At 72.2% G+C, this 21,469-nt stretch carries 21 protein-coding genes; 15 read left to right on the plus strand and 6 right to left on the minus strand.

What is annotated here, in order from left to right:
* The coding region (locus ABD369_RS34150; RefSeq protein WP_344640511.1) for a thioesterase domain-containing protein at positions 1 to 909 on the plus strand (909 nt) is incomplete at its 5' end.
* 109 nt (positions 910 to 1,018) lie between these two features.
* Positions 1,019 to 2,620, plus strand: a complete 1,602-nt coding sequence (locus ABD369_RS34155) for an MFS transporter (RefSeq protein ID WP_344640512.1) — start codon at positions 1,019 to 1,021, stop codon at positions 2,618 to 2,620.
* A 283-nt stretch (positions 2,621 to 2,903) separates the two neighbouring features.
* On the opposite strand, the gene ABD369_RS34160 is transcribed toward ABD369_RS34155, so the two are convergent.
* Both ABD369_RS34160 and ABD369_RS34165 read right to left on the minus strand, forming a co-directional pair.
* Positions 2,904 to 4,118, minus strand: coding sequence for an acyl-CoA dehydrogenase family protein (locus ABD369_RS34160; RefSeq protein ID WP_344640513.1), 1,215 nt, complete (start codon positions 4,116 to 4,118; stop codon positions 2,904 to 2,906).
* 19 nt (positions 4,119 to 4,137) lie between these two features.
* Entirely contained in the window at positions 4,138 to 5,307 is a 1,170-nt protein-coding gene (locus tag ABD369_RS34165; RefSeq protein WP_344640514.1) for an acyl-CoA dehydrogenase family protein, read from the minus strand.
* A gap of 297 nt (positions 5,308 to 5,604) precedes the next feature.
* On the opposite strand from ABD369_RS34165, the gene ABD369_RS34170 reads away from it, so the two are divergent.
* From ABD369_RS34170 to ABD369_RS34215, 10 genes are all read left to right on the plus strand, one after another.
* Complete coding sequence (locus ABD369_RS34170; protein ID WP_344640515.1) at positions 5,605 to 6,756, plus strand: isopropylmalate synthase; 1,152 nt, start codon at positions 5,605 to 5,607, stop codon at positions 6,754 to 6,756.
* 102 nt (positions 6,757 to 6,858) lie between these two features.
* Positions 6,859 to 7,044, plus strand: coding sequence for a lysine biosynthesis protein LysW (locus ABD369_RS34175; protein ID WP_344640516.1), 186 nt, complete (start codon positions 6,859 to 6,861; stop codon positions 7,042 to 7,044).
* Positions 7,045 to 7,048: 4 nt separating this feature from the next.
* On the plus strand, positions 7,049 to 7,900 hold the full coding sequence (locus ABD369_RS34180; RefSeq protein ID WP_344640517.1) for an ATP-grasp domain-containing protein: 852 nt from the start codon (positions 7,049 to 7,051) through the stop codon (positions 7,898 to 7,900).
* Complete coding sequence (gene argC, locus ABD369_RS34185; RefSeq protein ID WP_344640518.1) at positions 7,897 to 8,952, plus strand: N-acetyl-gamma-glutamyl-phosphate reductase; 1,056 nt, start codon at positions 7,897 to 7,899, stop codon at positions 8,950 to 8,952. Before ABD369_RS34180 ends, argC begins: the two co-directional genes overlap by 4 nt.
* Entirely contained in the window at positions 8,949 to 9,740 is a 792-nt protein-coding gene (locus ABD369_RS34190) for an amino acid kinase family protein (protein WP_344640519.1), read from the plus strand. Before argC ends, ABD369_RS34190 begins: the two co-directional genes overlap by 4 nt.
* 11 nt (positions 9,741 to 9,751) lie before the next feature.
* Positions 9,752 to 10,315 carry a type 1 glutamine amidotransferase gene (locus ABD369_RS34195; RefSeq protein WP_344640520.1) on the plus strand — a complete coding sequence of 188 codons (564 nt, stop codon included), beginning with the start codon at positions 9,752 to 9,754 and terminating at the stop codon, positions 10,313 to 10,315.
* A gap of 46 nt (positions 10,316 to 10,361) precedes the next feature.
* The gene (locus tag ABD369_RS34200; RefSeq protein ID WP_344640521.1) at positions 10,362 to 11,480 is read left to right on the plus strand and encodes a Glu/Leu/Phe/Val dehydrogenase dimerization domain-containing protein; all 1,119 of its coding nucleotides are present in this window, start codon (positions 10,362 to 10,364) and stop codon (positions 11,478 to 11,480) included.
* The gene (locus tag ABD369_RS34205) at positions 11,477 to 13,126 is read left to right on the plus strand and encodes an AMP-binding protein (RefSeq protein WP_344640522.1); all 1,650 of its coding nucleotides are present in this window, start codon (positions 11,477 to 11,479) and stop codon (positions 13,124 to 13,126) included. The genes ABD369_RS34200 and ABD369_RS34205 overlap by 4 nt, the downstream gene beginning before the upstream one ends.
* A gap of 73 nt (positions 13,127 to 13,199) precedes the next feature.
* Positions 13,200 to 14,501: a pyridoxal phosphate-dependent aminotransferase gene (locus tag ABD369_RS34210; RefSeq protein WP_344640523.1), complete on the plus strand. Its 1,302-nt coding sequence runs from the start codon at positions 13,200 to 13,202 to the stop codon at positions 14,499 to 14,501.
* Positions 14,498 to 15,406 carry a fumarylacetoacetate (FAA) hydrolase gene (locus tag ABD369_RS34215; RefSeq protein WP_344640524.1) on the plus strand — a complete coding sequence of 303 codons (909 nt, stop codon included), beginning with the start codon at positions 14,498 to 14,500 and terminating at the stop codon, positions 15,404 to 15,406. The genes ABD369_RS34210 and ABD369_RS34215 overlap by 4 nt, the downstream gene beginning before the upstream one ends.
* On the opposite strand, the gene ABD369_RS34220 is transcribed toward ABD369_RS34215, so the two are convergent.
* Complete coding sequence (locus ABD369_RS34220) at positions 15,382 to 15,807, minus strand: MerR family transcriptional regulator (RefSeq protein WP_344640525.1); 426 nt, start codon at positions 15,805 to 15,807, stop codon at positions 15,382 to 15,384. The two genes, ABD369_RS34215 and ABD369_RS34220, sit on opposite strands and share 25 nt — an antisense overlap.
* Before the next feature lie 63 nt (positions 15,808 to 15,870).
* Between ABD369_RS34220 and ABD369_RS34225 the strand changes: the two genes are divergently transcribed.
* Positions 15,871 to 17,079, plus strand: a complete 1,209-nt coding sequence (locus tag ABD369_RS34225) for an MFS transporter (RefSeq protein ID WP_344640526.1) — start codon at positions 15,871 to 15,873, stop codon at positions 17,077 to 17,079.
* 150 nt (positions 17,080 to 17,229) lie between these two features.
* Here the strand turns inward: ABD369_RS34225 and ABD369_RS34230 are convergent, their stop codons facing one another.
* Complete coding sequence (locus ABD369_RS34230; protein WP_344640527.1) at positions 17,230 to 17,922, minus strand: response regulator transcription factor; 693 nt, start codon at positions 17,920 to 17,922, stop codon at positions 17,230 to 17,232.
* A 138-nt stretch (positions 17,923 to 18,060) separates the two neighbouring features.
* On the opposite strand from ABD369_RS34230, the gene ABD369_RS34235 reads away from it, so the two are divergent.
* The gene (locus ABD369_RS34235) at positions 18,061 to 18,654 is read left to right on the plus strand and encodes a TetR family transcriptional regulator (RefSeq protein ID WP_344640528.1); all 594 of its coding nucleotides are present in this window, start codon (positions 18,061 to 18,063) and stop codon (positions 18,652 to 18,654) included.
* Positions 18,655 to 18,691: 37 nt separating this feature from the next.
* On the opposite strand, the gene ABD369_RS34240 is transcribed toward ABD369_RS34235, so the two are convergent.
* On the minus strand, positions 18,692 to 19,465 hold the full coding sequence (locus tag ABD369_RS34240) for an SDR family NAD(P)-dependent oxidoreductase (protein ID WP_344640529.1): 774 nt from the start codon (positions 19,463 to 19,465) through the stop codon (positions 18,692 to 18,694).
* 94 nt (positions 19,466 to 19,559) lie between these two features.
* Entirely contained in the window at positions 19,560 to 20,186 is a 627-nt protein-coding gene (locus tag ABD369_RS34245) for a ScbR family autoregulator-binding transcription factor (RefSeq protein ID WP_344640530.1), read from the minus strand.
* 116 nt (positions 20,187 to 20,302) lie between these two features.
* Here ABD369_RS34245 and ABD369_RS34250 point away from each other — a divergent pair, with 116 nt between their 5' ends.
* Positions 20,303 to 21,238 carry a ScbA/BarX family gamma-butyrolactone biosynthesis protein gene (locus ABD369_RS34250; RefSeq protein WP_344640531.1) on the plus strand — a complete coding sequence of 312 codons (936 nt, stop codon included), beginning with the start codon at positions 20,303 to 20,305 and terminating at the stop codon, positions 21,236 to 21,238.
* Positions 21,239 to 21,469 lie beyond the last annotated feature (231 nt).

Here is a 21,469-nt window from a genome sequence, read left to right on the forward strand (position 1 = left end):
CTCATCACCCGCATCAACACCACCCTCAACACCAACCTCACCATCCGCGACCTCTTCGACAACCCCACCACCACCCAACTCGCCCACCTCACCCAGAGCGGCGGGACCAAGGACCCGTTCGACGTGCTGTTGCCGCTACGGCCCACCGGGGACAAGTCACCACTGTTCTGCATCCATCCGGGGCTGGGCTTCGGCTGGCCCTACTCGGCGCTGCTCAGCAACATCGGCAAGGACCGTCCGCTGTACGCCATCCAGGCACGCAGCCTCGGTACCCCGGGGCTGCGGCCGGCGAGTGTCGAGGACATGGCCCGGGACTACATCGAGCAGATGCGAAGCGTCCAGCCGACCGGCCCGTACCACGTGCTCGGCTGGTCCTTCGGCGGGCTGGTGACGCACACGGTCGCCGTGGAACTCCAACAGCAGGGCGAGGAGGTCGAGTTCGTCGCGATCCTCGACACCTACCCGGGTGAGGAATACGCCTTCGGCACCGTGGAGGTGACCGAGAACGAGGCGCTGGCACTGCTGTTGGACGACTTCGGCTTGCGGGTCGAGGAGGCGGACCTGCCGTCCCTCGACCGGGACCGGTTCGCCGAGATCATGCACAGCCAGGTCGAGGCGGTCCAGTTCCTGCGGCTCGACCAGGTGCGCAACCTGGTCGACACCTGGGTCCACAACGTCGATCTGCTGCGCCAGTTCAGGCCCGGCACGTTCAAGGGGAACGCGCTGCTGTTCACGGCCACGACGGGGCGTACCGAGGCCTCGCCGAGCCGGGACAGCTGGGACCGGTACGTCGACGGCGTGGTCTACAAGGTCGATGTCGCCTGCAGCCACGGCGAGATGATGCAGCCCGGCCCGGCCGCCGAGATCGGACGCGTCATCTCCGCCGCCCTGGATTCCCGCTCCGAGTAGGCCCACCGGCCGGAGCTCGTAGCGGTGATTCCCGCCGCGGTGCCGGGTCGACCACCCGGTACCGCGGCCGTCCGTTCACACCGCACACCAGCTTGAAAGAGAGAATCCGGTGTCCAATCCGAACTCCCTGGTGGACTCCACGAGGGACCAGAGCGACCCAGCACCGACAGGGAACGACGACGCCGCGGGCTTCTCGCCCCGGCGCTGGCTGGTGCTGGCCGTACTGTGCCTGGTCGTGACCATCGTCGAGGTGGACGCGACCGTCGTCAACATCGCATTGCCATCCCTGGCGGTCGACCTGTCGGCGTCCGCGAGCGATCTCGCCTGGGTCAACGACTCGTACATCCTGACGTTCGCGGCGTTGATGCTGATCGGTGGTCGGCTGGGTGACCAGTTCGGGCACAAGAGACTGCTGATCGCGTGCCTGGCCCTGTTCGGCGTGTCGTCCGTGCTGTGCATGACGGCGACCAGCACGGCGCAGCTGGTGGCCTGGCGGGCGATGCTCGGTGTGGGCGGGGCAGGCATTCTGCCGGCGTCCCTGGCGCTGGTGACGGTCAGCTTCCCCAAGGGCGAACTGGGCAAGGCGATCGGCGTGCTGAGCGCGATGACGGTGCTGGGTCTTCCGCTCGGACCGGTGCTGGGCGGGTACCTGCTGAACCATTTCTGGTGGGGTTCGGTCTTCCTGATCAACATCCCGCTGGTGGTGGTCTCGTCGGTGGCCGCGCAGTTGCTGATCAAGCACCGGGCGCCGGAGACGGCGCCTGGGGGCCTGGACCTGCCTGGCGTGCTGCTGTCCACCGTCGGAACGGGCGGGCTGCTGTTCTCCGCGATCGAGGGGCCGCACCGGGGTTGGACGGCGGTGCCGACGGTGGGCGCGGGCGTGGCGGGTGTGCTGCTGCTCGCGGTGTTCGTGCTGTCGCAGCGGAAGGCGAAGGCCCCGGTGCTGGACCTGCGGCTGCTGCGGCTGCGGGTGTTCGTGGTGGGGTCGCTGGCGACGTCGCTGAGCTTCTTCGTGTTCAGCGGCATCATGTTCGTGCTGACCCAGTACCTGCAGGGTGTGCTGGGCTACCAGCCGCTGAACGCCGGGCTCGGGCTGGTGCCTCTGGCCGTGCTGTTCACGGCGTCGAGCGTGCTGGCCGGGCCGCTGGCCGCGCGGATCGGCAGCCGGGCGGTGATCGCGATCGGGTTGGTGCTGGTCGGGGTGGGCATGCTCGCACTGGTCACGGCAGATGCCTCGTCCTCGTACACGATCATCGGGGTGAGCCTCGGGTTCACCGGGTTCGGGGCCGGGCTGAACGTGGGACAGGCGATCGCGGCGAGTCTGAGCGCGGTGCCGAAGGAGCTGGCCGGAGTGGCGAGCGGCGCGAGTCACTGGGTGCGGCAGAGCTCCGGTGCACTGGGGATCGCCATCCTCGGCAGTGTGCTCGCGTCGGTCTACTCGGACCGGTTGTCCTCGCATCTGAGTGGGCTGCCGGGCGAGTCGGCGGACAAGGTGCGCGACTCGGTGGGGGCGGTCAAGGCCGTCGCCGGCGGGCTCGGTACCGATCGGGCCAGCGATCTGGTGCGGTCGGCCGGGTCTGCGTTCACCGGCGGTATGCACCTGGCGATGGTCGTGGGCGCGGTGCTCAGCTTCGTCAGTGCGGTGGTGGTGTTCGCGCTGCTGCCGAAGGGCAACCTGGCCAACGGCGGAGAGGGCGAGGGGATCGGCTGATCCGAGCCGCGCCGGCCGTGCGCCCCGGTGCGGTGGTCACCGCGCCGGGGGCGTTCGGCATTGCTCCTGCCGATAGCCTCATCCGCGCTGGTGGGGGCCGATGTTCAACGGCTGGCTGGACGTCGACCGGGTGAAGGAAGCCTTGAACACGCTCTCCCCGGGCGCAACCGGCCACGAGCCGCGCTAGCCCCCGGTCGACGGACGCCGCGCTCCCGGCGTCACCGAACGCGCCTCGGCCGGCCGAGCGCTGCCACGAGCAGCGTGCGGCCGGCCGAGCGCGTTCTCAGGCGGCCGCAGCCGGGCGGGGGAAGCCGTCGAGGCCCGCCGGGTCGTGGCCCAGACCGGCGGGTGCCACCCAGTCGAAGGCGCGGAAGACCGCCGGCCCCAGGCCGAGCCCCTCGGCGGCCTGCTCGCGCAGCCGGTTGGACGTGAACCCGCCGATGACGTTCATCTGGGCGTCCCGGTAGAGCCGTTCGACCTCGTGACCGTGGGTCACGCCGGTCGCGCCGTGGATCTGCACGGCCCGGGCGGCGACCTCTACGGCCATCTCGGTGGCGTAGATCTTGAGCATCGCGATCAGGTCCCGCGCGGACCGGCCGGCGGCGCGCTCGCACGCCGCCCGGCGGGCCAGCAGCCTGGTGGCGTCGATCTGCGCACGGGACTGGGCGAGTTGGGCCTGTACCCCCTCCATGTGCGCCAGCGGACGGCCGAACGAGACCCGCTCCAGGGCGTGCCGCGTGGCGGCGGCCAGGGCCGACTCCGCGACGCCGATCGCGGCGAAGGAGTTCTTCAGCCACCCCCACGCCATCGTCTCGGCGAGCTCCTCGATCGGCACCGGCACCAGGTCGGTGGGCGCGATGTGGGCGTCGTCGAGGACGAGGCCGCCCCAGGGCATGCCGCGCAGCCCCATGCGCGGGATCTCGTAGCGGCTGACGCCCGGCTGGTGGAGGTCCACGAAGGCGAGGCACCAGGCGGGGCCGTCGTCCCCGGCGAGTCGCTCCCGGCGGGCGAGCACCACGGCCAGATCGGCGTTGGGCGCGTTGGTGATCCTGGACTTCTCGCCGCGGATGACGAACCCACCGCCCGGGCCGGCGGCACGCACCGTGGTGCGGATGGTGCCGGAGTCGCTGCCCGCGGTCGTCTCGGCCACGGCGAAGCAGGCCAGCCGCTCGCCGGAGAGCAGCGGCCGGATCAGCCGATCGTGCGTCCGGGGATCGGCGTAGGCGGAGATCAGCTTGACGCACAGCAGCGCGGACACGGTCGCCGACCAGTAGGTGCCGGGGCAGGCCCGGGCGAGGGCCTCCATGGCCGCGGTCTGGGTGAGCGGATCCGCTCCGAGGCCGCCGATCTCCCGCGGTGAGAACAGCCGCAGGTAGCCGCTGTCGACCAGGTCCTTCCAGTTCTGGCTCGGTATTCGGGCCGTCGCGTCGGTCTCGGCGGCTCGCACCGCGATACCGGAGAAGTCGAACGCGGTGACGGTCGTGTGACGTCCGTTCATGTCGGTCTCCCCTTCACACTCAGCCGAGTTCCAGCACGGATGCCGCGATCACCGGGTGCAGCACGTCGACGCCGCCGGTCTCGGCGAAGAACAGCGCGTCGCGGTGCGTCCGTTCGATGAGCCGGTCGCCGGTGGCGGACGGCGGCCCGGCCAGGCGCGCCGCTCCCTCGGTGACCGCGCGGGCGGCGGACGCCACGAAGAGCCGGACGGCGGCCGCGTCGGCGAGCGAGGGACGCCCGGCGTCGAACTGGGCCGCCGCCCGGTACAGCAGCCCGGCGGCCAGCTCGCACTGGGTGGCCAGGTCCGCCAGGGCGAAGCGCGCGGACTGGGAGTGGGTCAGCGGCCGGCCGAAGAGCCGGCGGTCCCGGGCGCCGTCGAGGGCGTCCCGGGTCAGGGCGCGCAGCAGACCGAGCCAGGGCGCACTGGTGAAGACCCAGTCCAGCGCCGCCAGCAGCGGCTCCACCTCGTCCGGGGCGCCGCCGACCGTGCCCAGCACGGCCTCCTGCGGGAGCGCGCAGTCGTCCAGGGCGAGGCGGCCCCAGCTGCAGGTGGGCATCGCCTCCGGGCCGGCCTCGGCGATCCGCAGGCCGGGCGTGGTGGCGTCCACCAGGAACGCCGTCCGGCCACCGTGGTGCCCGGCGACGACCAGGAAGTGGTGGGCCACCGGGGCACCGACGACCAGGTCGAGGTCGCCGCCGAGCACCCAGCCGCCGCTTCCGTCACCGGCGGGCCGGGCCGCCACGGCGGGGTCGGCGGCGGCGCCCCGGGTCTGGTGCAGCGACACCGAGCCCAGCCACTCGCCCGAGGCCATCCGGGGCAAGTAGCGCTCGCGCTGCCCGGCGCTGCCGAACGCCCGGATCGGCACGGTGGCGAGCACCGAGTGCGCGCCGACCGCGAGGGCGAACCCGGGATCGCGGGCTCCCTCGCCCAGCCCTTCCAGGAGGGCGCAGGTCTGGGCGGCGGACAGGCCTGTGCCGCCGAGCGCGCGCGGTACCAGCGGCCCGGCGAGGCCGGGCCCGGGGCGGTCGGCGGCCAGCTCGGCGAAGAGTGCGTGGTCCCAACGGCCGGCGCGGTCGCGGCCGGCCGCGGTGGGCCGCACCACCCGCTCCGCGAGGCTGCGGGCACGCTCGGCCCAGGCCGGCTCGAAGCCGTCCGGGCCGTGGTCGGTCGGAGAATTCGGAAAAACCATTCAGATCCCCTTCTCTCCTTTTTCCGGGGCTCGATTCCCAGGAATTCTCGAACACCGTAGCGAGCTCTGCGCTGATTGCCGACCGACTGGCCCGAAAATTGTCCGCGCGCAACAGTCCATGGCCCGTGCAGCACAGTCAACTACCTTTCAGGCACAGGTCATTACCGAGACACAACGGTCCCTGACAGTCCCTGACAAAGCCCTGACGAAGAATTCATTGCACCTCCGCCGGTGAATCACCCAGCATGTTTCTCAGCGGGAAAAAGGAACCCGACTCCGGGAAACGGAGGGAACGCCATGTCAGTAACAGAGCACCAGAGCGCCCTGCCCCAGCCACTGCCCCGCCTGTCCGACGCGACCCTGCGGGACTCCGCGCACATGGCCGGCGTGGAGTTCGGCCCCAGGGACGCCGCCCGCATCGCGAAGCTGTTGGTGCGCACCGGGGTGGAACTGGTCGAGGTGGGGATGATCTCCGGCCCCTCGTCCAAGGACGCCGACCTGATCACCGCCACCCACGAGGCGATCGGCCCGGAGCGCAGCATGTCCCTGGTCATGGTCCGTGACCGCCACCAGGTCGCGAAGGCCCTGGACGAGGCCAAGCGGCTGGGCGTCCGGTACGTCATGTTCTCGATCCCGACGTCCGAGCAGCACGCGAAGCTCAAACTCGGCTCGCCGAGTCTCAAGTACCTCAACGCGCTGGCCCGTACCGCCATCGGCCTGGCCAAGGACCACGGCTTCCACGTCACGTTCAGCGGCGAGGACGGCGCCCGCACCCCGAAGAGGCGGCTCGTCCCCTACGTCACGGCGGGCTTCGCGGCCGGCGCCGACCGCTTCCGGCTCGCGGAGACCGTCGCCTGTCTGTCGCCCTGGCAGATGGAGGAGGTGATCGGGAACCTCACCGCGATCGACGGGTCCGAGATCGAGATCCACTCGCACAACATGCTGGGCATGGCGGTAGCCAACTCGCTGGCCGCCTACCGGGCCGGCGCGGCCTGGATCTCCGCCACGGTCGGCGGCATCGGCGAGCGCGGCGGCAACGCCCCGCTGGCCGAACTGCTCACCTCGCTGCGCGTCGTCTACGGCGACACCCGCTTCGACCTGACCCACCTCACCGAGCTGAGCCGGCTCGCCCTGCACGGGGCGCAGCTCGGCGATGCCTTCCAGTCCGGCCCCACCACCCCGCACGCCTTCGCCTACGAGCTGCCCGGCCAGCTCAGCCACCCGGAGGCCTACGAGACCCTGCCCGCCGAAGTCGTCGGGAACAGCCGGGAGTTGCGCGTGCGTACCCGCCTGACGCCCGCCCTCGTCGGCTGGGCCCTCGACGATTCGGGCATCGAGGTCGACGTCGACGCCTTCACCGACTGGCTGACCGCGCGCCAGGAGAGCGGCGGACGCCTGCTCGACCGGGACGCCGTCCGCAAGGCCGCCGTCGACTTCCAGTCCCGCTGATCCGGTGCCCCCGCAGACCTGGCCGCCCGAACGACCGCCGCCCCCCGAACCGCCCGCACGTCAACCCGCCGACACCCCAACCGGAAACCCTGGAGGACACCCGTGCCCACCGACACGCTCACCGGTTCCTGCCCCGAGTGCGAGACCGATCTGACCACCCCGCCCATGGTGCAGGGCGAGACCCTCTCCTGCCCCGAGTGCATGCTGACGCTCCGGGTGGACGACGTCCGAGGCGGAGAGCTCTCGCTCCAGATGGTCGAGGTCCAGCTCCGCGACTGGGGCCAGTGATCCCATGGACCGGACCATCGCCATCATCGCGGACCGGATCGGCTGGGAGGAGCGCCGGCTGATCGACGTCGCCCCGGGCCTGGGGCTGCGCATCGACTGGGTCAACGACGAGTCGCTCTGCCTCGGCCACCCCGAGCAGGCGCCGCTCAACGGCTACGACGCCGTCCTCGTCCGCAGCCGCAGCTACACCCGGGGCGGCCTGGTCGCCACCCTCGCGGAGGCGGCGCGGATACCCACCTTGAACTCGGCCTCGGCCATCCGCGTCTGCGAGAACAAGCTGTCCCTGCGCGCGGTGCTGCGCAGCGCGGGTGTGCCGGTGCCCGACTTCCGGCTCGTCCTGTCCCGGAAGGACTTCGACAAGGCGCTCGCCGAGCTGTCGATGCCCGTGGTGCTGAAGCCCGTCTTCGGCGGCATGGGCAAGCGGGTGGCGCTGCTGCGCACCGCCGACACGGCCCCGTCCGTCTACGACTACGTCGAGGACCTCGGGCACGGCTTCGAGCAGGCCTGCCTGATCGAGCCCTACCTGAGCGGCGGCTCCTCGATCCGCTGCTTCGTCGCCGGCCGGGAGCTGGTCGCGGCCGCCGAGTTCGAGAGCGCCGGGACCGACTGGCGCAGCAACGCGGCCCTGGGCAACCGCCACCGCGCCATGGAGCACGACCCCGAGGTGCTGAAGATCGTCGACAGTGTGGTGGACGAACTCGGCGAGGGCATCTACGGCATCGACCTGTTCAACACGCCCGACGGCTACCTCGTCAACGAGGTCAACCACGCGCCGGCCTTCAAGGCGGTGGCCTCGGCGACCGGGGCGGACGTCGCCACGGCCGTCGCCCGCTACCTGAGGGAGGTCGTCGGATGATCCGCGTCGGAGTGGTCGGCGCCTCCGGGCTCGCCGGCGGCGAACTGATCAGACTGGTGACCCAGCACCCCGAGCTGGAGCTGACCTTCCTGGGCGGCGCGTCCAGCGCCGGGCGGCGCCCGGCCGAGCTCCACCCGGGCCTGCGGCTGGACCTCGGCCTGGTGGTCGAGCCGGTCCCCGAGGACCTGTCGGACCGCTGCGACGTCGTCCTGCTGGCGACGCCGGCGCCCGTCTCGGCCGAGCTCGCGGTACGGCTGGCCGACCGCGTCCCGTGCGTCATCGACCTGAGCGGCGCCTTCCGGATCCGCACCCCCGAGCTCCACGACCGCTGGTACCCGGGTGTGCCGCGCCCGGACGGGCTGGCCGACCGGTTCGTCTACGGCGTGCCGGAGCTCGTCGGCGACCAGCTCGTCGGCGCCGCGCTGATCTCCCTGCCCGGCTGCTACGCCACCGCGATCACCCTGGGGCTCGCCCCGCTGGTGCTCTCCCTCGGCCTCGACCTGAGGACCGTGGTGGTGGACGGCAAGAGCGGCTCCAGCGGCGGCGGCCTGCAGCTGCGCACGGCGGACCTGCATCCGCTGCGCAACGGAGCGATCGCGCCGTACGCGCCGGTGGGGCACCGCCACGCGGCGGAGGTGCGCGACTTCCTGGACCGGGGCAAGCCCGGGCGGATCGGCTCGCTGAGCATGTCGGCGTACGGGGTGTCGCACGTGCGGGGGCTGATGGCCAGCTCCTACGTGTTCACCGACGACGAGGTGGACACCCGCACCCTGCAGCGCGCCTACCTGCGCTTCTACAAGGGGCACCACTTCGTGCGGGTCCGCCGGCACGACGAGACGCTCATCCCGGTGCCCGACCCGCAGGCGGTGCTGGGCTCCAACTACTGCGACGTGACCGTCCTGCACGACCCGGAGGGCGGGCGGATCGTCGTGCTGGCCGCCCTGGACAACCTGGTCAAGGGCGCCGCCGGCCAGGCCGTGCAGGCGATCAACAAGCGGTTCTCGCTGCCGGAGGAGACGGGGCTGACGATGCAGCCGGTGATGCCGGCATGAGCGCCGCGGCACCCACGGTGGTCAAGCTGGGCGGCTCCACCCTGCACGCCATGTCCGAGGCGTGGTGGGACGACCTGGCCGAGCACGGGCGCGACCATCCGCTCGTCCTCGTGCACGGCTGGTCCAAGCCGCTCAGGGAGCTGCGGCCGGAGTACTCCGAACCGTCGGCGATCCTGCGGGACCGCTACGGCAACCAGAGCCGGTGGACCACCCCGCAGGTGATCGCCGACATCAAGCGGGTCAGCGCCGAACTGGCCGAGCAGGTCATCGGCCTGCTCGAAGCGCGGGGCATCGGCACCGAGCGCCTGGTCGGCAGCGACGGCCTGGTCAGCGCGGGTGAAGGCGAGCGCTGGTGGTGGCAGGACAAGCAGCTGGTCGAGCGGGAGAACCTGGTCGGGCCGATCACCGGGGTGGACCCGGGCCCGCTGGCGGACCTGCGGCCCGGCAGGTGCCACCTGGTCACGCCGCTGGCCCGCAACGCCGCCGGGCAGGAGGTGAACACCGACGCCGACCGGGCCGCCGCCGCCGTCGCCGGGGCCACCGGAGCCGCCGATCTGGTGCTGGTCACCGATGTCACGCATCTGCTGATCGACGGCGAGCCGGTGCACCGGATCACCGCCGAGGCCGCGGCCGAGTTCCGCGACCGGGGCGCCAAGGGCGGCATGCGCAAGAAGCTGCGGGCCGCGGGCGAGGCCCTGGACCGGGGTGTCGGGCAGGTCGTGATCGGCAGCGCGCCGGTCACCGAGCTGCTCGCCGCCCGTACCGGCACCGTCATCACGCGAACGTGAGGAGTACGCACATGGCGCGATCCCGTGTGCTCGTCGTCAACAACGGAACCCTATCCCTGAAACAACTCCGCTCCCGATTCGAGGAGTTGGGCTCGGATACGGACGTGGCCGACGCGGCGTCGGTACCCGCCCGGCTCGACGGCCGCCACCAGGCGATCGTCCTGAGCGGCACCAAGGTCCGGGCCTGGGACCACGACTTCTACCGGCCACTGGTCGACCTGGTCATGGGCGCCGACGTCCCGGTGTTCGGCATCTGCGGCGGCATGCAGATCCTCGCTGTCTCGGCCGGCGGCCGGCTGGCCGAGGGGCCGCAGCGGGTCGGCGGATTCGATGTGCGGGTCGACACCGAGGAGCCGCTCTTCGCGTACGTGAAGCCCACCGTGACGGTCTTCCACCGCCACACCCTCTACCTGCAGGAGGCTCCGGAGGGCTTCCGCTCGATCGGGCGCTCCGAGCACGCGCCGGTGGAGTTCCTGCGCTCCGAGGACGGCCGGATCCTCGGCTCGCAGGCCCACCTGGAGTTCCGCCGCGACGGCCTGGAGATCCTGCGCGGCTTCGCCGAGCTCTACCGGTGACCGCGCCCCGCAGCACCAACCACCTCACGCACTGGAGGACTTGAACATGACCGATCTGGAAGGACCGCAGCAGCCCGCGTTCACCGTCCACCTGGGCGGCAGCGGCGGCAGCGTCAAGGGATGGGTGGTCGTCGACAGCCTCGTCGACGGGCTGGCGATGGGCGGCACCCGGATGACCCCGGGCGTCACCGAGGAGGAGGTGGCCGGCCTCGCCCGCGACATGACCGAGAAGTTCACCCTGGCCGGCCTGCGCATCGGCGGTGCCAAGGCCGGCATCGTCTCCGACGGCAGCGACCGCGAGCAGACCTTCCGCACCTTCGGCCGCACCGTCAAGCCGCTGCTGCACGGCGGCATCCACCTGGGCATCGACATGGGCGTCACCCCCGCCGACCGCGCGGTGTTCTTCGAGGAGGCCGGCTACGACCCGCGCTACCGGCTGGGCGCGCCGGACATGCCCGTCGACTGGCGGACGTACTACGAGCCGCTGATCGACTGCACCGGCCACGGCGTCGGCGTCGCCGCGCTCACCGCGCTGGAGGCGGGCGGCCGCACCGAGCCCGCCCGGGTCGTCATCCAGGGCTTCGGCGCGGTGGGCCGCGCGGTCGCGCGGTTCCTGGAGGAGCGCGGGCACATCGTCGTCGGCGTCGCCGACGTGCAGGGCACCGTCCGCGCGGACCGGCTGCCGGTCGCCGACCTGGCCGCCATCACCGACGAGTTCGGCCACATCGACCACTCCCGGCTACCGCAGCACGTCACCGTGGACACCGCGCCGGACGCCTGGCTCGACGTCGATGCCGACCTGCTGGTCCTCGCCGCCCAGAAGTACGCGCTCAACGCCGAGAACACCCACCGGCTGCGCGCCGGCCTGGTGGTCGAGGGCGCCAACCTCGCCTCCAGCGCCGAGGCGAAGGAGAAGGCGGCCGCCGCGGGCGTCACCCTGGTCCCGGGCGTCATCGCGAACATCGGCGGCGCCGGCTCGGCGGCCCTGGCCGTCACCCGGGTCGTCCCGTTCGAACTGCCGGCGCACGCGCGAAAGGCGTGGGTCTTCGACTGGGTCGCCGACAAGGTCCGCCGCAACACCCGGGACCTGCTGGAGATCGCCGCCTCCCGCGCGGGCGACCCGCTGCCCGAGCTGCTCGCGGCCCGACGGCAGGAGCTCCGGTGAGCCCGGCCGCCAAGGCGGCCACCACCTCGGCCGCGGACCGCCTGGCCGAGTACCGGCGGCGCGGCTGGTGGCGCGACGAGACCTTCCTCGACGACCTGCGCCGGCAGGCCCGGCTGCGGCCGCGCAAGCTGGCCATCGCCGGACGGCGCCTGGACGAGGCCCGCACCGACACCCTCGACTACGCCGAACTGTCCCGGCTGGCCGACCGGTTCGCCGGGGCCCTGCTGGAACTGGGCGTCGAACGGGGCGACGTGGTCGCCGTACAGCTGCCCAACCGGTGGGAGATGGTGCCGCTGATGTTCGCCTGCATGGCGGTCGGCGCGGTCATCTGCCCCATCGCGCCGGTCTGCCAGGAGGAGGAGCTGCGCCACCGGCTCTCGCTCACCGGGGCCCGGGTGTGCATCACCGTGCCGGAGTGGGAGGGCTACCCGCTCGCCGGGACGGTGAACGCGCTGCGGGGCGGACTTCCGCTGGAGCACGTGGTGGTGGTCGACGGTCACGCTCCCGAAGACGCGATCGACTTCCACGACCACTTCGTCTCCGCGCACTGGGAGAAGGAGCGCATGGGCGACCTGGAGGGCCGCCAGCTCCGGCCCGACGAGCCGTTCGTGGTGCTGTTCACGTCCGGCACGACCGGATTCTCCAAGGGCGTGGTGCACAGCCAGAACACCGTGCACTCGGGCGTGCGCGGCTACGTGGACACCTTTCTGCTCTGCGACGACCTGGTGGTCGCGGTCACCACTCCCCTGGTGCACTACTCCGGCTTCGGCCAGGGCATCCTCGCCGGGGTGATGCTCGGCGGGACGATCGCCTTCCAGGACGGTCCGGACCACGTCGGCCTGCTGGACCTGGTCGAGCGGTACGGCGCCACCGTGCTGTACGGGCCGCCGCCGACCCTGTCCGGCGTCGCCTCCGCCCAGCAGCGCGATCCGCACGACGTGTCCAGCCTGCGCCACACCATCACCGGTGCGGCGCCGGTGCTCCAGGAGCTGGTGGACGAGCTGCGCGACACCTTCGACGCCCGCACGTACTCGGTGTGGGGCATGTCCGAGTTCGGTCCCGTCACCATCAGCCGGCTGGACTACAACCAGGACTGGGCGGCACACAGCCACGGCCGGCCGATCGACTCCATGGAGATCCGCATCGACCTGTGCCACGACCCCAGCAAGCGGGCCCCGGTGGGCCGGCTGCGGGTGCGCGGCGCGTCCCAGGCGCTCGGCTACTACAAGCAGCAGGACGCCTTCGACGCCGAGCTCACCGAGGACGGCTGGTTCGACACCGGGGACGTGGCCCGGGAGGACGGCCGCAACGGCATCCGCATCCTGGGTCGCGCCAGGGACACCATCCTGCGCGACGGGGCGGTCGTCCCGATGGCCGAACTGGAGGCGATCATCTCCCGGCACCCGGCGGTCACCGAGGCCGCCCTGGTCGGCCCCACCGGGCAGGTGGACGACCCGATCCTGGCGGTCGTCGTCCCCCGCGGCGGGGCCCGGCCCACGCTGGCGGACATCCGCGCCCACCTGCTCGACCACGGCCAGGCCCCCCGGTTCCTCCCGGAGCGGCTGGAAGTGGTCGACGCCCTGCCCAAGACCCTGACCGGCAAGGTCCGCAAGGTCGAGCTCCGGGAGCGCTACGCCGGAGCCTGACCCGACCCGCCGCCGCCGTCCGCCGCCCCGACCGCGCCGCTTCCGCTCAGCCCGTACCCCCTGGAGGAGCACCATGTCCGACCCCGCACCGGTGACCATGTCGGCGACCCTCGCCGCCGACGACGCACTGGCCCGCCGGCGCCTCGCCGGGGAGCAGGTCCTGTCCCTGGCCAGCGGTGAGGTCGGCCTCCCGGTCCTGCCGGTCCTGCGGGAGAGGCTGGCCGCGGCGGCGGACCGCAACGCCTACGGCCCCGTCGCCGGCAGCCCGGAGCTGCGCTCCGCGGCCGCCGGCTACTGGCGGCGGCGGGGCCTGGACACCGACCCCGAGCTGGTGGTCTGCGGCCCGGGCAGCAAGCCGCTGCTGTTCGCCCTGGTGCTCGCCATCGGCGGCGACGTGGTGGTGCCGGTGCCGAGCTGGGTCAGCTACCCGGCGCAGGCCCGGCTGGCCGGGGCCCGGGTCATCCCGGTACCCGGCCGGCCCGGGGAGGGCGGGGTACCCGATCCGGCGCTGCTGCGGGCGGCGGTGGGGCGCGCCCGGTCCGCGGGCCTGAACCCGCGGTGCGTGGTGGTCACCCTGCCCGACAACCCCACCGGCACCGTCGCCACCCCCGCCACCGTCCGGGAACTGGCGCGCGCGGCACGGGAGCTGGACCTGGTCGTCGTCTCCGACGAGATCTACTGCGACCTGGTCTTCGACCCGGCCGACCGGGCCTTCTCCCCCGCCGTCTTCGCGCCCGAGCGGACGGTCGTCACCACCGGCCTGACCAAGAACCTGGCGCTCGGCGGCTGGCGCACGGGTGTCGCCCGGCTCCCGGACAGCCCGCTCGGGCTCGGGCTCTGGGCCCGGCTGGTCGGCGCGGCCAGCCAGATCTGGTCCAGCGTGGCGGCCCCGGTGCAGGCCGCAGCGGCCTACGCCTTCGAGGAGCCGCCCGAGGTGGTCGCCTACGTCGCTGCCGCCAAGCGGCTGCACGAGGTGGTGGCCCGCGCGGTGGCCCGGCGGTTCACCGCCGCCGGCGCCACACTCGCGCCGGTCCGGGCCACCTGCTACCTCTACCCCGACTTCGAACCGCTCCGGGACCGGCTCGCCCGGGTCCACCAGGTGGGCAACGGCCGCGAGTTGGCCGAACTGCTGGCGGAGCGCCACGGAGTCGGCCTGCTGCCGGGCAGTGCCTTCGGCGAGGACGAACGCTCGCTACGGATCAGAGCCGCGACCAGCCGGCTCTACGGCGAGACCGACGCCGAGCGCTCCGAAGCCCTGTCCGCCCCGGACCCCCTCCGACTCCCCTGGATCGGAGCCTGTCTGGACCACATCACGAGAACCCTGGCCCACCTGGTGTCCGACCAGTCCCCCTCCTCCCTAGGAGCCCTCTCATGACCATCGTCTTCGAGTGCGAGTACAAGGGCCTGCGGTACGCGGGCCTCGGCCTCCCCGCCCCCGGTGAACCGCACACCCTCTACCGGGTGGCCGAGGGGCAGCTGAGGGCCGCCGTCATCGCCGGCGGGACGCAGGCCGTCGCCGCGGCCGTGACCGGGGAGGCGGGCGGCGGGGCCGAGACCGTCTCGGTGCACGCGGACGACCCCGAACTGCGCTACCTCCCCCCGCTGCTGCCCACCGCGACCAACAACTCCCTGGTCAACGGCTTCATGGGCACGCACCGCTCCAAGTTCGACCGCGATCCGGCGCCGGACGAGGAGTTCACCCCGCCCAACTACTACCTCAAGGGCTTCGGCTCCTGGCTGCGGATGCCGGACGAACCGCTGGTCACCCCCGCCGCTCCGGTCTGGCTGCTGGAGGAGCCGGAGGTCGCGCTGGTCTACGTCAACGACGAGGACGGAAACCCGCACTACGCCGGCTACACCTTCGGCAACGACCTGAACGACATCGGCCTGCACCTGCGGAACAAGTGGGCCTGGACGCCGTACGCCAAGCTCTGCGAGACCTCCCTCACCCCGTGGCTGTTCCTCGACAAGCCGCCCCGGACGGTGACCGGCCGGGTCACCGTCCAGCGTGACGGGGCCGCCGCCTGGTCGGGGGACTTCTCCTGCGGCGCCGACTCCCTGTACCACCGGGTGCCGGACATGGCGGAGCACCTGTTCTCGTACCCGCTGCTGCGCCGGCCCGGGCTGGTGAACTACCTGCTGCTGGGCGCCGACAAGGCCAGCTACCACGACGGGTTCCGGATCGAGGACGGCGACCGGCTGGTCATCGACGTGACCAGCCACGGCGTCGTCCTGGCGAACCCCGTCCGGTACGGTCAGGCCGTCGCGGCCAGGTCGTAGGACGGCTCCGCGATGGTACCGGCCGCCCGCCCGGCGGCAGGCCGCCGGTGCCGGAGCACGGCGTCGAGGTAACCGGAGATGGCCTCCTGACTGCGGGTCAGACACTCGATGCGCTGCCGCATCCGGTCCCGCTCGCGCTCCAGGGTGGCGATCGTCTCGTCGCTGGCGCCGGTCACGTGGATCAGACGGCCGCCGAGGCACGGCAGGATCTGCTTGATGATCCGGGTCGACAGGCCCGATTCGAGCAGCCCCCTGATCTGCAGCACCCGGTCGACGCAGCGCTCGTCGTAGTCGCGATAGCCGTTCGGGGAGCGGTCGGCCACGAGCAGCCCCTGCTCCTCGTAGTAGCGCAGCAGCCTGCGCGGGGTTCCGGTGCACTCGGACAGCTCCCCGATCCGCATGTGACCCACCTCATGTCCAACCGCTTGACATTCACACCTATGTGAGGGTTCGAGGATAACAGCATGTCAACTTCTCAGACAGAGACACTCGTTGAGGCTCCCGCCGCACCGGAGGGCGGCAGGCTGCCCTGGTCGCCGCTGCTGGCACTCGCCACCGCCGCCTTCATGGGCATCCTGACCGAGGCGCTGCCCGCGGGCGTGCTCCCGGAGATGGCCCGCGACCTCTCGGTCAGCGAGTCCGCGGCCGGGCAGTCGCTGACCATCTACGCGATCGCCACCGGACTCTCGGCGATCCCGGTGGCCATGGCCACGGCGGCATGGCGCCGCCGCAAGCTCCTGGTGGTCGCGGTGGTGGCGTTCGCCATCGCCAACACGGTCACCGCAGTCTCGTCCGCGTACACGCTGACCATGGCCTTCCGGCTGGTCGCCGGCGTGGCCGCGGCCGTGGTGTGGGCCGAACTGGTCGGGTACGCGCGCCGCCTGGCACCACCACAGCTCCAGGGCCGGGCGATCGCGATCACCATGGCCGGCATCCCGCTCGCACTCTCCCTGGGCATCCCGATCGGCACGTTCCTCGGCAAGGTCTTCGGCTGGCGGCTGACCTTCGGCCTGGTGACCGCCGTCTCCGTCGCCCTGGTGGTCTGGATCATGGCATCCGTCCCGGACTACCCCGGCCAGCGGGCGGACAAGCGGGAGCCGATCCTGGGCGGGCTGCGCCTGCCCGGTGTGGTGGCGGTGCTGTTCGTGGTCGCCGCGTACGTCCTGGCGCACAACATCCTGTACACCTACATCGCGACCTTCCTCGACAAGTACCGCATGGGCGGCTCGCGTGACCTGGTGCTGCTGATCTTCGGCATCGCCTCGATGGTGAGCATCTGGATCACCGGTGCCCTGGTCGACCGCCGACTGCGGACGCTGACCATCGCCAGCACCGCCCTGTTCATCGTGGCCGCCGTCCTACTCGGACTGCTCGCCGACAACGCCGCCGTGGTCTACCTCGCGATGGTGCTGTGGGGGCTCGGCTGGGGCGGCGTCGCGACCCTGCTGCAGACCGCGGTGACCGACGCGGGCGGCGACCGCGGCCAGGCCCTGCTGGTGACCACCTGGAACTCCTTCATGGCCGGCGGCGGCGCGGCCGGCGGCATCATCCTCGACGCCCTCGGCCCGACGTCCTTCCCCTGGTTCGTCCTGGCACTGCTGGCGCCGGTGCTCCTGGTCGTGGTCGGCGCCCGCGCGCACGCCTTCCCGGCCAAGCGTCCGGGAGCGCTCTGACCCACGGCCGGCCGGCGCCCGGAGACCGGGCGCGGCCCGGCGCCCGTACGAGGAACGGCCCCTGGTGCACAGCGGTGACCGAAACCGCTGGCCATCAGGGGCCGCGTCGCGTTCCGGCCGCGTCCCCGCCTCGCGACGGGGCGGGGCCGGTCACCCGTGGCCGATGCGGTAGCCCACCCCGCGCACCGTGATGATCCAGGTGCTGCCGAGCTTCGCCCGGAGCCCGCTCACGTGCGTGTCGATGGTCCGACTCGAGTCCGACCAGTCGGTGTCCCACACCCGGGCCATCAGCTCCTTCCGGGACAGCACGCTCTCCGGGCTCGCCGCCAGGACGTGCAGCAGCTCGAACTCCTTCGCGGTGAGGCTCACCGGCTCGCCGCGCAGGCGGACCTCCCGGGTGCGGTTGTCGATCCGCAGCGGATCGAGGACGACGGTGCGGGCCGGGTCCGACCGCGGGTAGGCCCGGCGCAGCAGGGCCCTGATCCGGGCGGTCATCTCCCGCGGGCTGCAGGAGGTGACGACGCAGTCGTCCGCGCCGGCCTGTAGCGCGAGGATCCGGTCCAGTTCGGTGTCGCGCGCGGTCACCGAGATGATCGGCTTGTCCCCGGCCTCGCGGATCTGCCGGCAGACCTCCAGGCCGTCGATGTCCGGCAGGTCCAGGTCGAGCAGGACCAGGTCCGACTGCTGGTGGGCCATCAGCGCCTCCGCGCCGGTGTCGACGCTCCGGGCGGAGTAGCCCTGCCGACGTAGGTCGCGCACCCGGGTCTCGGCCTCGGTCGCGTCATCCTCCACGACAAGGACCCGGACCGCCAACGCTCCGGCGGCTTGGTCGAGTTGAGTCATCGCTCCCCCTCGTATGCCACGTATCGTCCCACCTAAATAATAGTAACTTTTATTTTTGTCGTCAGCGGTCATGCGAGCTAACGTCGGATGGACAACAGATCACGGCGCCATCGCCCGCCGACAGGGGAGGATCATGTGATGCAGGAGAGGGCCGCCCGGACGCGCCAGGACTTGATCTGCGCCGCCGCGCGGGAGTTCGACCGCAACGGGTACGCGGGATCGTCCCTGGCCGACATCACCAGGTCCGCCGGGATCTCCATGGGGGCGCTGACCTTCCACTTCCGGAGCAAGCAGGACCTCGCGGCCGAGGTTCGGGCGGAGGGCCAGGCCGCCACCCTCGCCGTGGTGGGCCGGGTGGCGGAGCGCTGGGAGGACCCGGTGCGGTCGGTGGTCTCGCTGACCGTGGCCCTCGCCGAACTGCTGGAGCAGGACGTCGCCGTGCGCGCCGCGGCCCGGCTGGCCAGGGAGCAGCCCGGGGTGGGGCCCGACTGGTCCGCCACCTGGGCGCCGGTGATCCAGGAACACCTGGGGCGCACGGGTGCGGGCCGGTCGGGCCCGGCGGCGGACCGGACCGTCCTCGCCACCCTGGCCGACTACCTGCTCCTCGGAGCAGAAGACCGGGCCCGGCGGCAGGCCGGCCGGCCTGCCGCACTGGATGACCGGACCGCCGGGACGCTCGCCCGGATCTGGGAGATCGCCCTGCGTGGGCTCGCGACGGAAAGCCATTCCTGACGCTACGTCACGTCACGTTCACAACCCCCTGTTCGCGTCAGATCGCAGTGCAGCCGCCGTCGACCGGGACGGCGCCACCGGTGACGAACGAGGCCTGATCGCTGAGCAGCCAGGCCGCGGCGCGCGCCACCTCACTGGGCTCCGCGAGGCGCCGCTGGATCGCCCGGGCCGCCGCGGCCTGCTCCAGCTGCGGCAGCTGGAGCATGGCCTCCTCCAGCAGTTCGGTACGGGTCGCCCCGACCATCAGCGCGTTGATCCTGATGCCCCGCTGCCCGTACTCGGACGCGGCGGCCCGGGTCAGACCGAGGACGGCGTGCTTCGCCGCGACGTACGGGGAGACCGCCCCGGTGGCGAACAGCCCCGCGGTGCTTGAGGTGTTCACGATGGCACCGCCGGAGCCCTGCCGCAGCATCACCGGCAGCTGGTGCTTCAGGCAGTTCCACACGCCGCGGACGTTGACGTCCATGATCCGGTCGAAGACGGCGTGGTCCGTCGCGTGCAGCTCGGCCCCGATCGCGCCCCAGCCGGCGTTGTTGAACGCCGCGTCCAGCCGGCCGTAGGCCGCCACGACGGTGTCGACGGCCCGCTCGACGTCCGCCGGTGCGGTGACGTCCCCCGCCGCCACCACGGCCCGGCCGCCCTCGGCCCGTATCTCGTCGGCGAGTTTGCGCAGGTACTCCTCGCGGCGGGCCATCAGCACCACCGCCGCCCCCTCGTCGGCGAACAGCCGGGCGGCCGCCGCGCCGATCCCGCTCGAAGCTCCAGTGATCATGACCGTCTTGTCGTGCAGTAACCCCAGGCGGCGTCTCATCGGATTCCCCTCTCGACCAGCCCAGTCACTGACGCTCCGCCATATGGGCGAAGCACGGGGATCTTTCCATCGCGCCAACGAGTTCACAATACCTTCACACCTTCACACGAGCCTCGCCCAGCTCGATCCGCTTGGTCGCGCTCGGCGTGGCGATGCCCGGCAGCAGGCAGCGCCAGATCTCCTCGATCCGCTGCGGCAGGTCCCGGTGACCGGTTTCGATGGCGGAGTGCATCTGGGCACCGGTACAGGAGTTGACCAACACCCGGGCGAGCGCGTCGGCATCCGTCCCGGCCCGCAGCTCCCGCCGGCTCTTGGCCGTACGGAGCTCGTCGACGATGATCCGGGTCCACTGCTGGTGGGAGTTCTCCTCCGGCGGGAGGAACTGGTCCTGCTCCCACACCAGCCGCGCCCCCGCCCGCAGCATCGGATCGTCGCGGAGCTGGTACGCCCAGGTGAGGGTCACGTCCACCACGCGCTGCAGGCCCTGCGAGGGCTGCGGCGGAACCACGAGCTCCGGCTGTGCGGAGACGATCTCGCGCGCCAGGTCGTCCTTGTTCCGGAAGTGGAAGTACATGGCCCCCAGCGTCACACCCGCCCGGTCGGCGATCTTCACCACGCTGGCGCCCTGGAAGCCCAGTTCGCCGAACACCTCCGCCGCAGCCCGGATCAGCGCAGCACGCGTCCGCTCGGCCCGCTCCTGCTTGACGACCCGTTGCGCCATCGTTCACCTTCGCTCATCTATACGAAAAGAAAAAAGCTCTTTATTTTATTCACGACAGCAGGCCGGGCGCCAGCCGGGTGCCTCCGCCTGCTCACCTTCCTGGGGGGAGATTCGCCATGGCAACGAGTCCGACCATCACCCACCAAAGAACCACCGTCGATCCGCCGCCTTCCGACGTACCGTCCCTGGTCCGCAAGTCCGTCCCGGCCGAGGCCCTGGTCACCGGCTGGCGGCAGCTGCCGGACGGCGCGCAGCGGGTCACCGCGCGATGGCCGCACGCACACGCCTTCTACGCCGAGGACGGACGCTACAGCCCACTGCTGTTCACCGAGACCGCGCGACAGGCGCTGGCCCTGCTGACCAGCGGCGTGCACCACGTCCCGCTGGGCCACCGCCTCGGGATGGAACGCATCCGGATCGCCGTGAACCCCGCGGCACTCCGGGTGGCCGACGGTCCGTCCGAGGTCGACCTGCTGGTCCGGCACTCGCTCGTGCGGCACCGGCGGCTCGGCTCCGCCCAGTTCGTCTCGCACGTCGAGGCCACCCGTGCCGGGCTGCAGCTCGGCGAGGCCGAGGTGCACTACAGCACCCACCCGCCCGCCGTGTACGACCGGCTGCGCGGCCGCTACGCGGACGCCCGGGAGGCGTTCGCCCGGGCCCTGCCGCCCGGTCCGCCCGTCCCCGCCCCCCGGGTGGGTCGCGGCAGCGAAGGGGACGTCGTCCTCACGCCGACCGACTCCGCGCACCGGTGGCGGCTGCGCCTGGACGTCGGCCACCGGGTCCTGTTCGACCACCCGCACGACCACGTTCCGGGCATGGTGCTGCTGGAGGCCGCGGCCCAGGCGGCCCAGGCCGTGGTCGACCACCCCGTGGTGGCGGTCGCGTTCGACACCACGTTCCTGCGGTACGTCGAGTTCGACCGGCCCTGCCTGGTGACGGCCGAGCCCGGCCCGTCCGCCGGTCCGGGCCGGTGCCAGGTGGAGGTCGGCGCCACCCAGGACGGCGCGCCGGTCTTCACCTTGACCGTCACCACGGCGCCCCGGGAGGTCTGACCACCCCGGCACCCGGGCCCGCACCGGGTGGCGACGCCTCGGCCGGCTACAGCAGCACGCGACCGGCCGAGGCGTCGCCACGGGTGAGGGACCCCCGAGAACGGCGGAAGGCCGCATCCGTCAGAACGGATACGGCCTTCGAGCTGCTCCTTTAAGGACCTCGGTCCGAAGTCGGAACGACAGTGGTAAACCTGCGGCTCCCGGGTCAAGTGCTCCTTGCCGCCTGGATCG

It is taken from the genome of Kitasatospora cystarginea, from assembly GCF_039533515.1.
Classification (GTDB): domain Bacteria; phylum Actinomycetota; class Actinomycetes; order Streptomycetales; family Streptomycetaceae; genus Kitasatospora; species Kitasatospora cystarginea.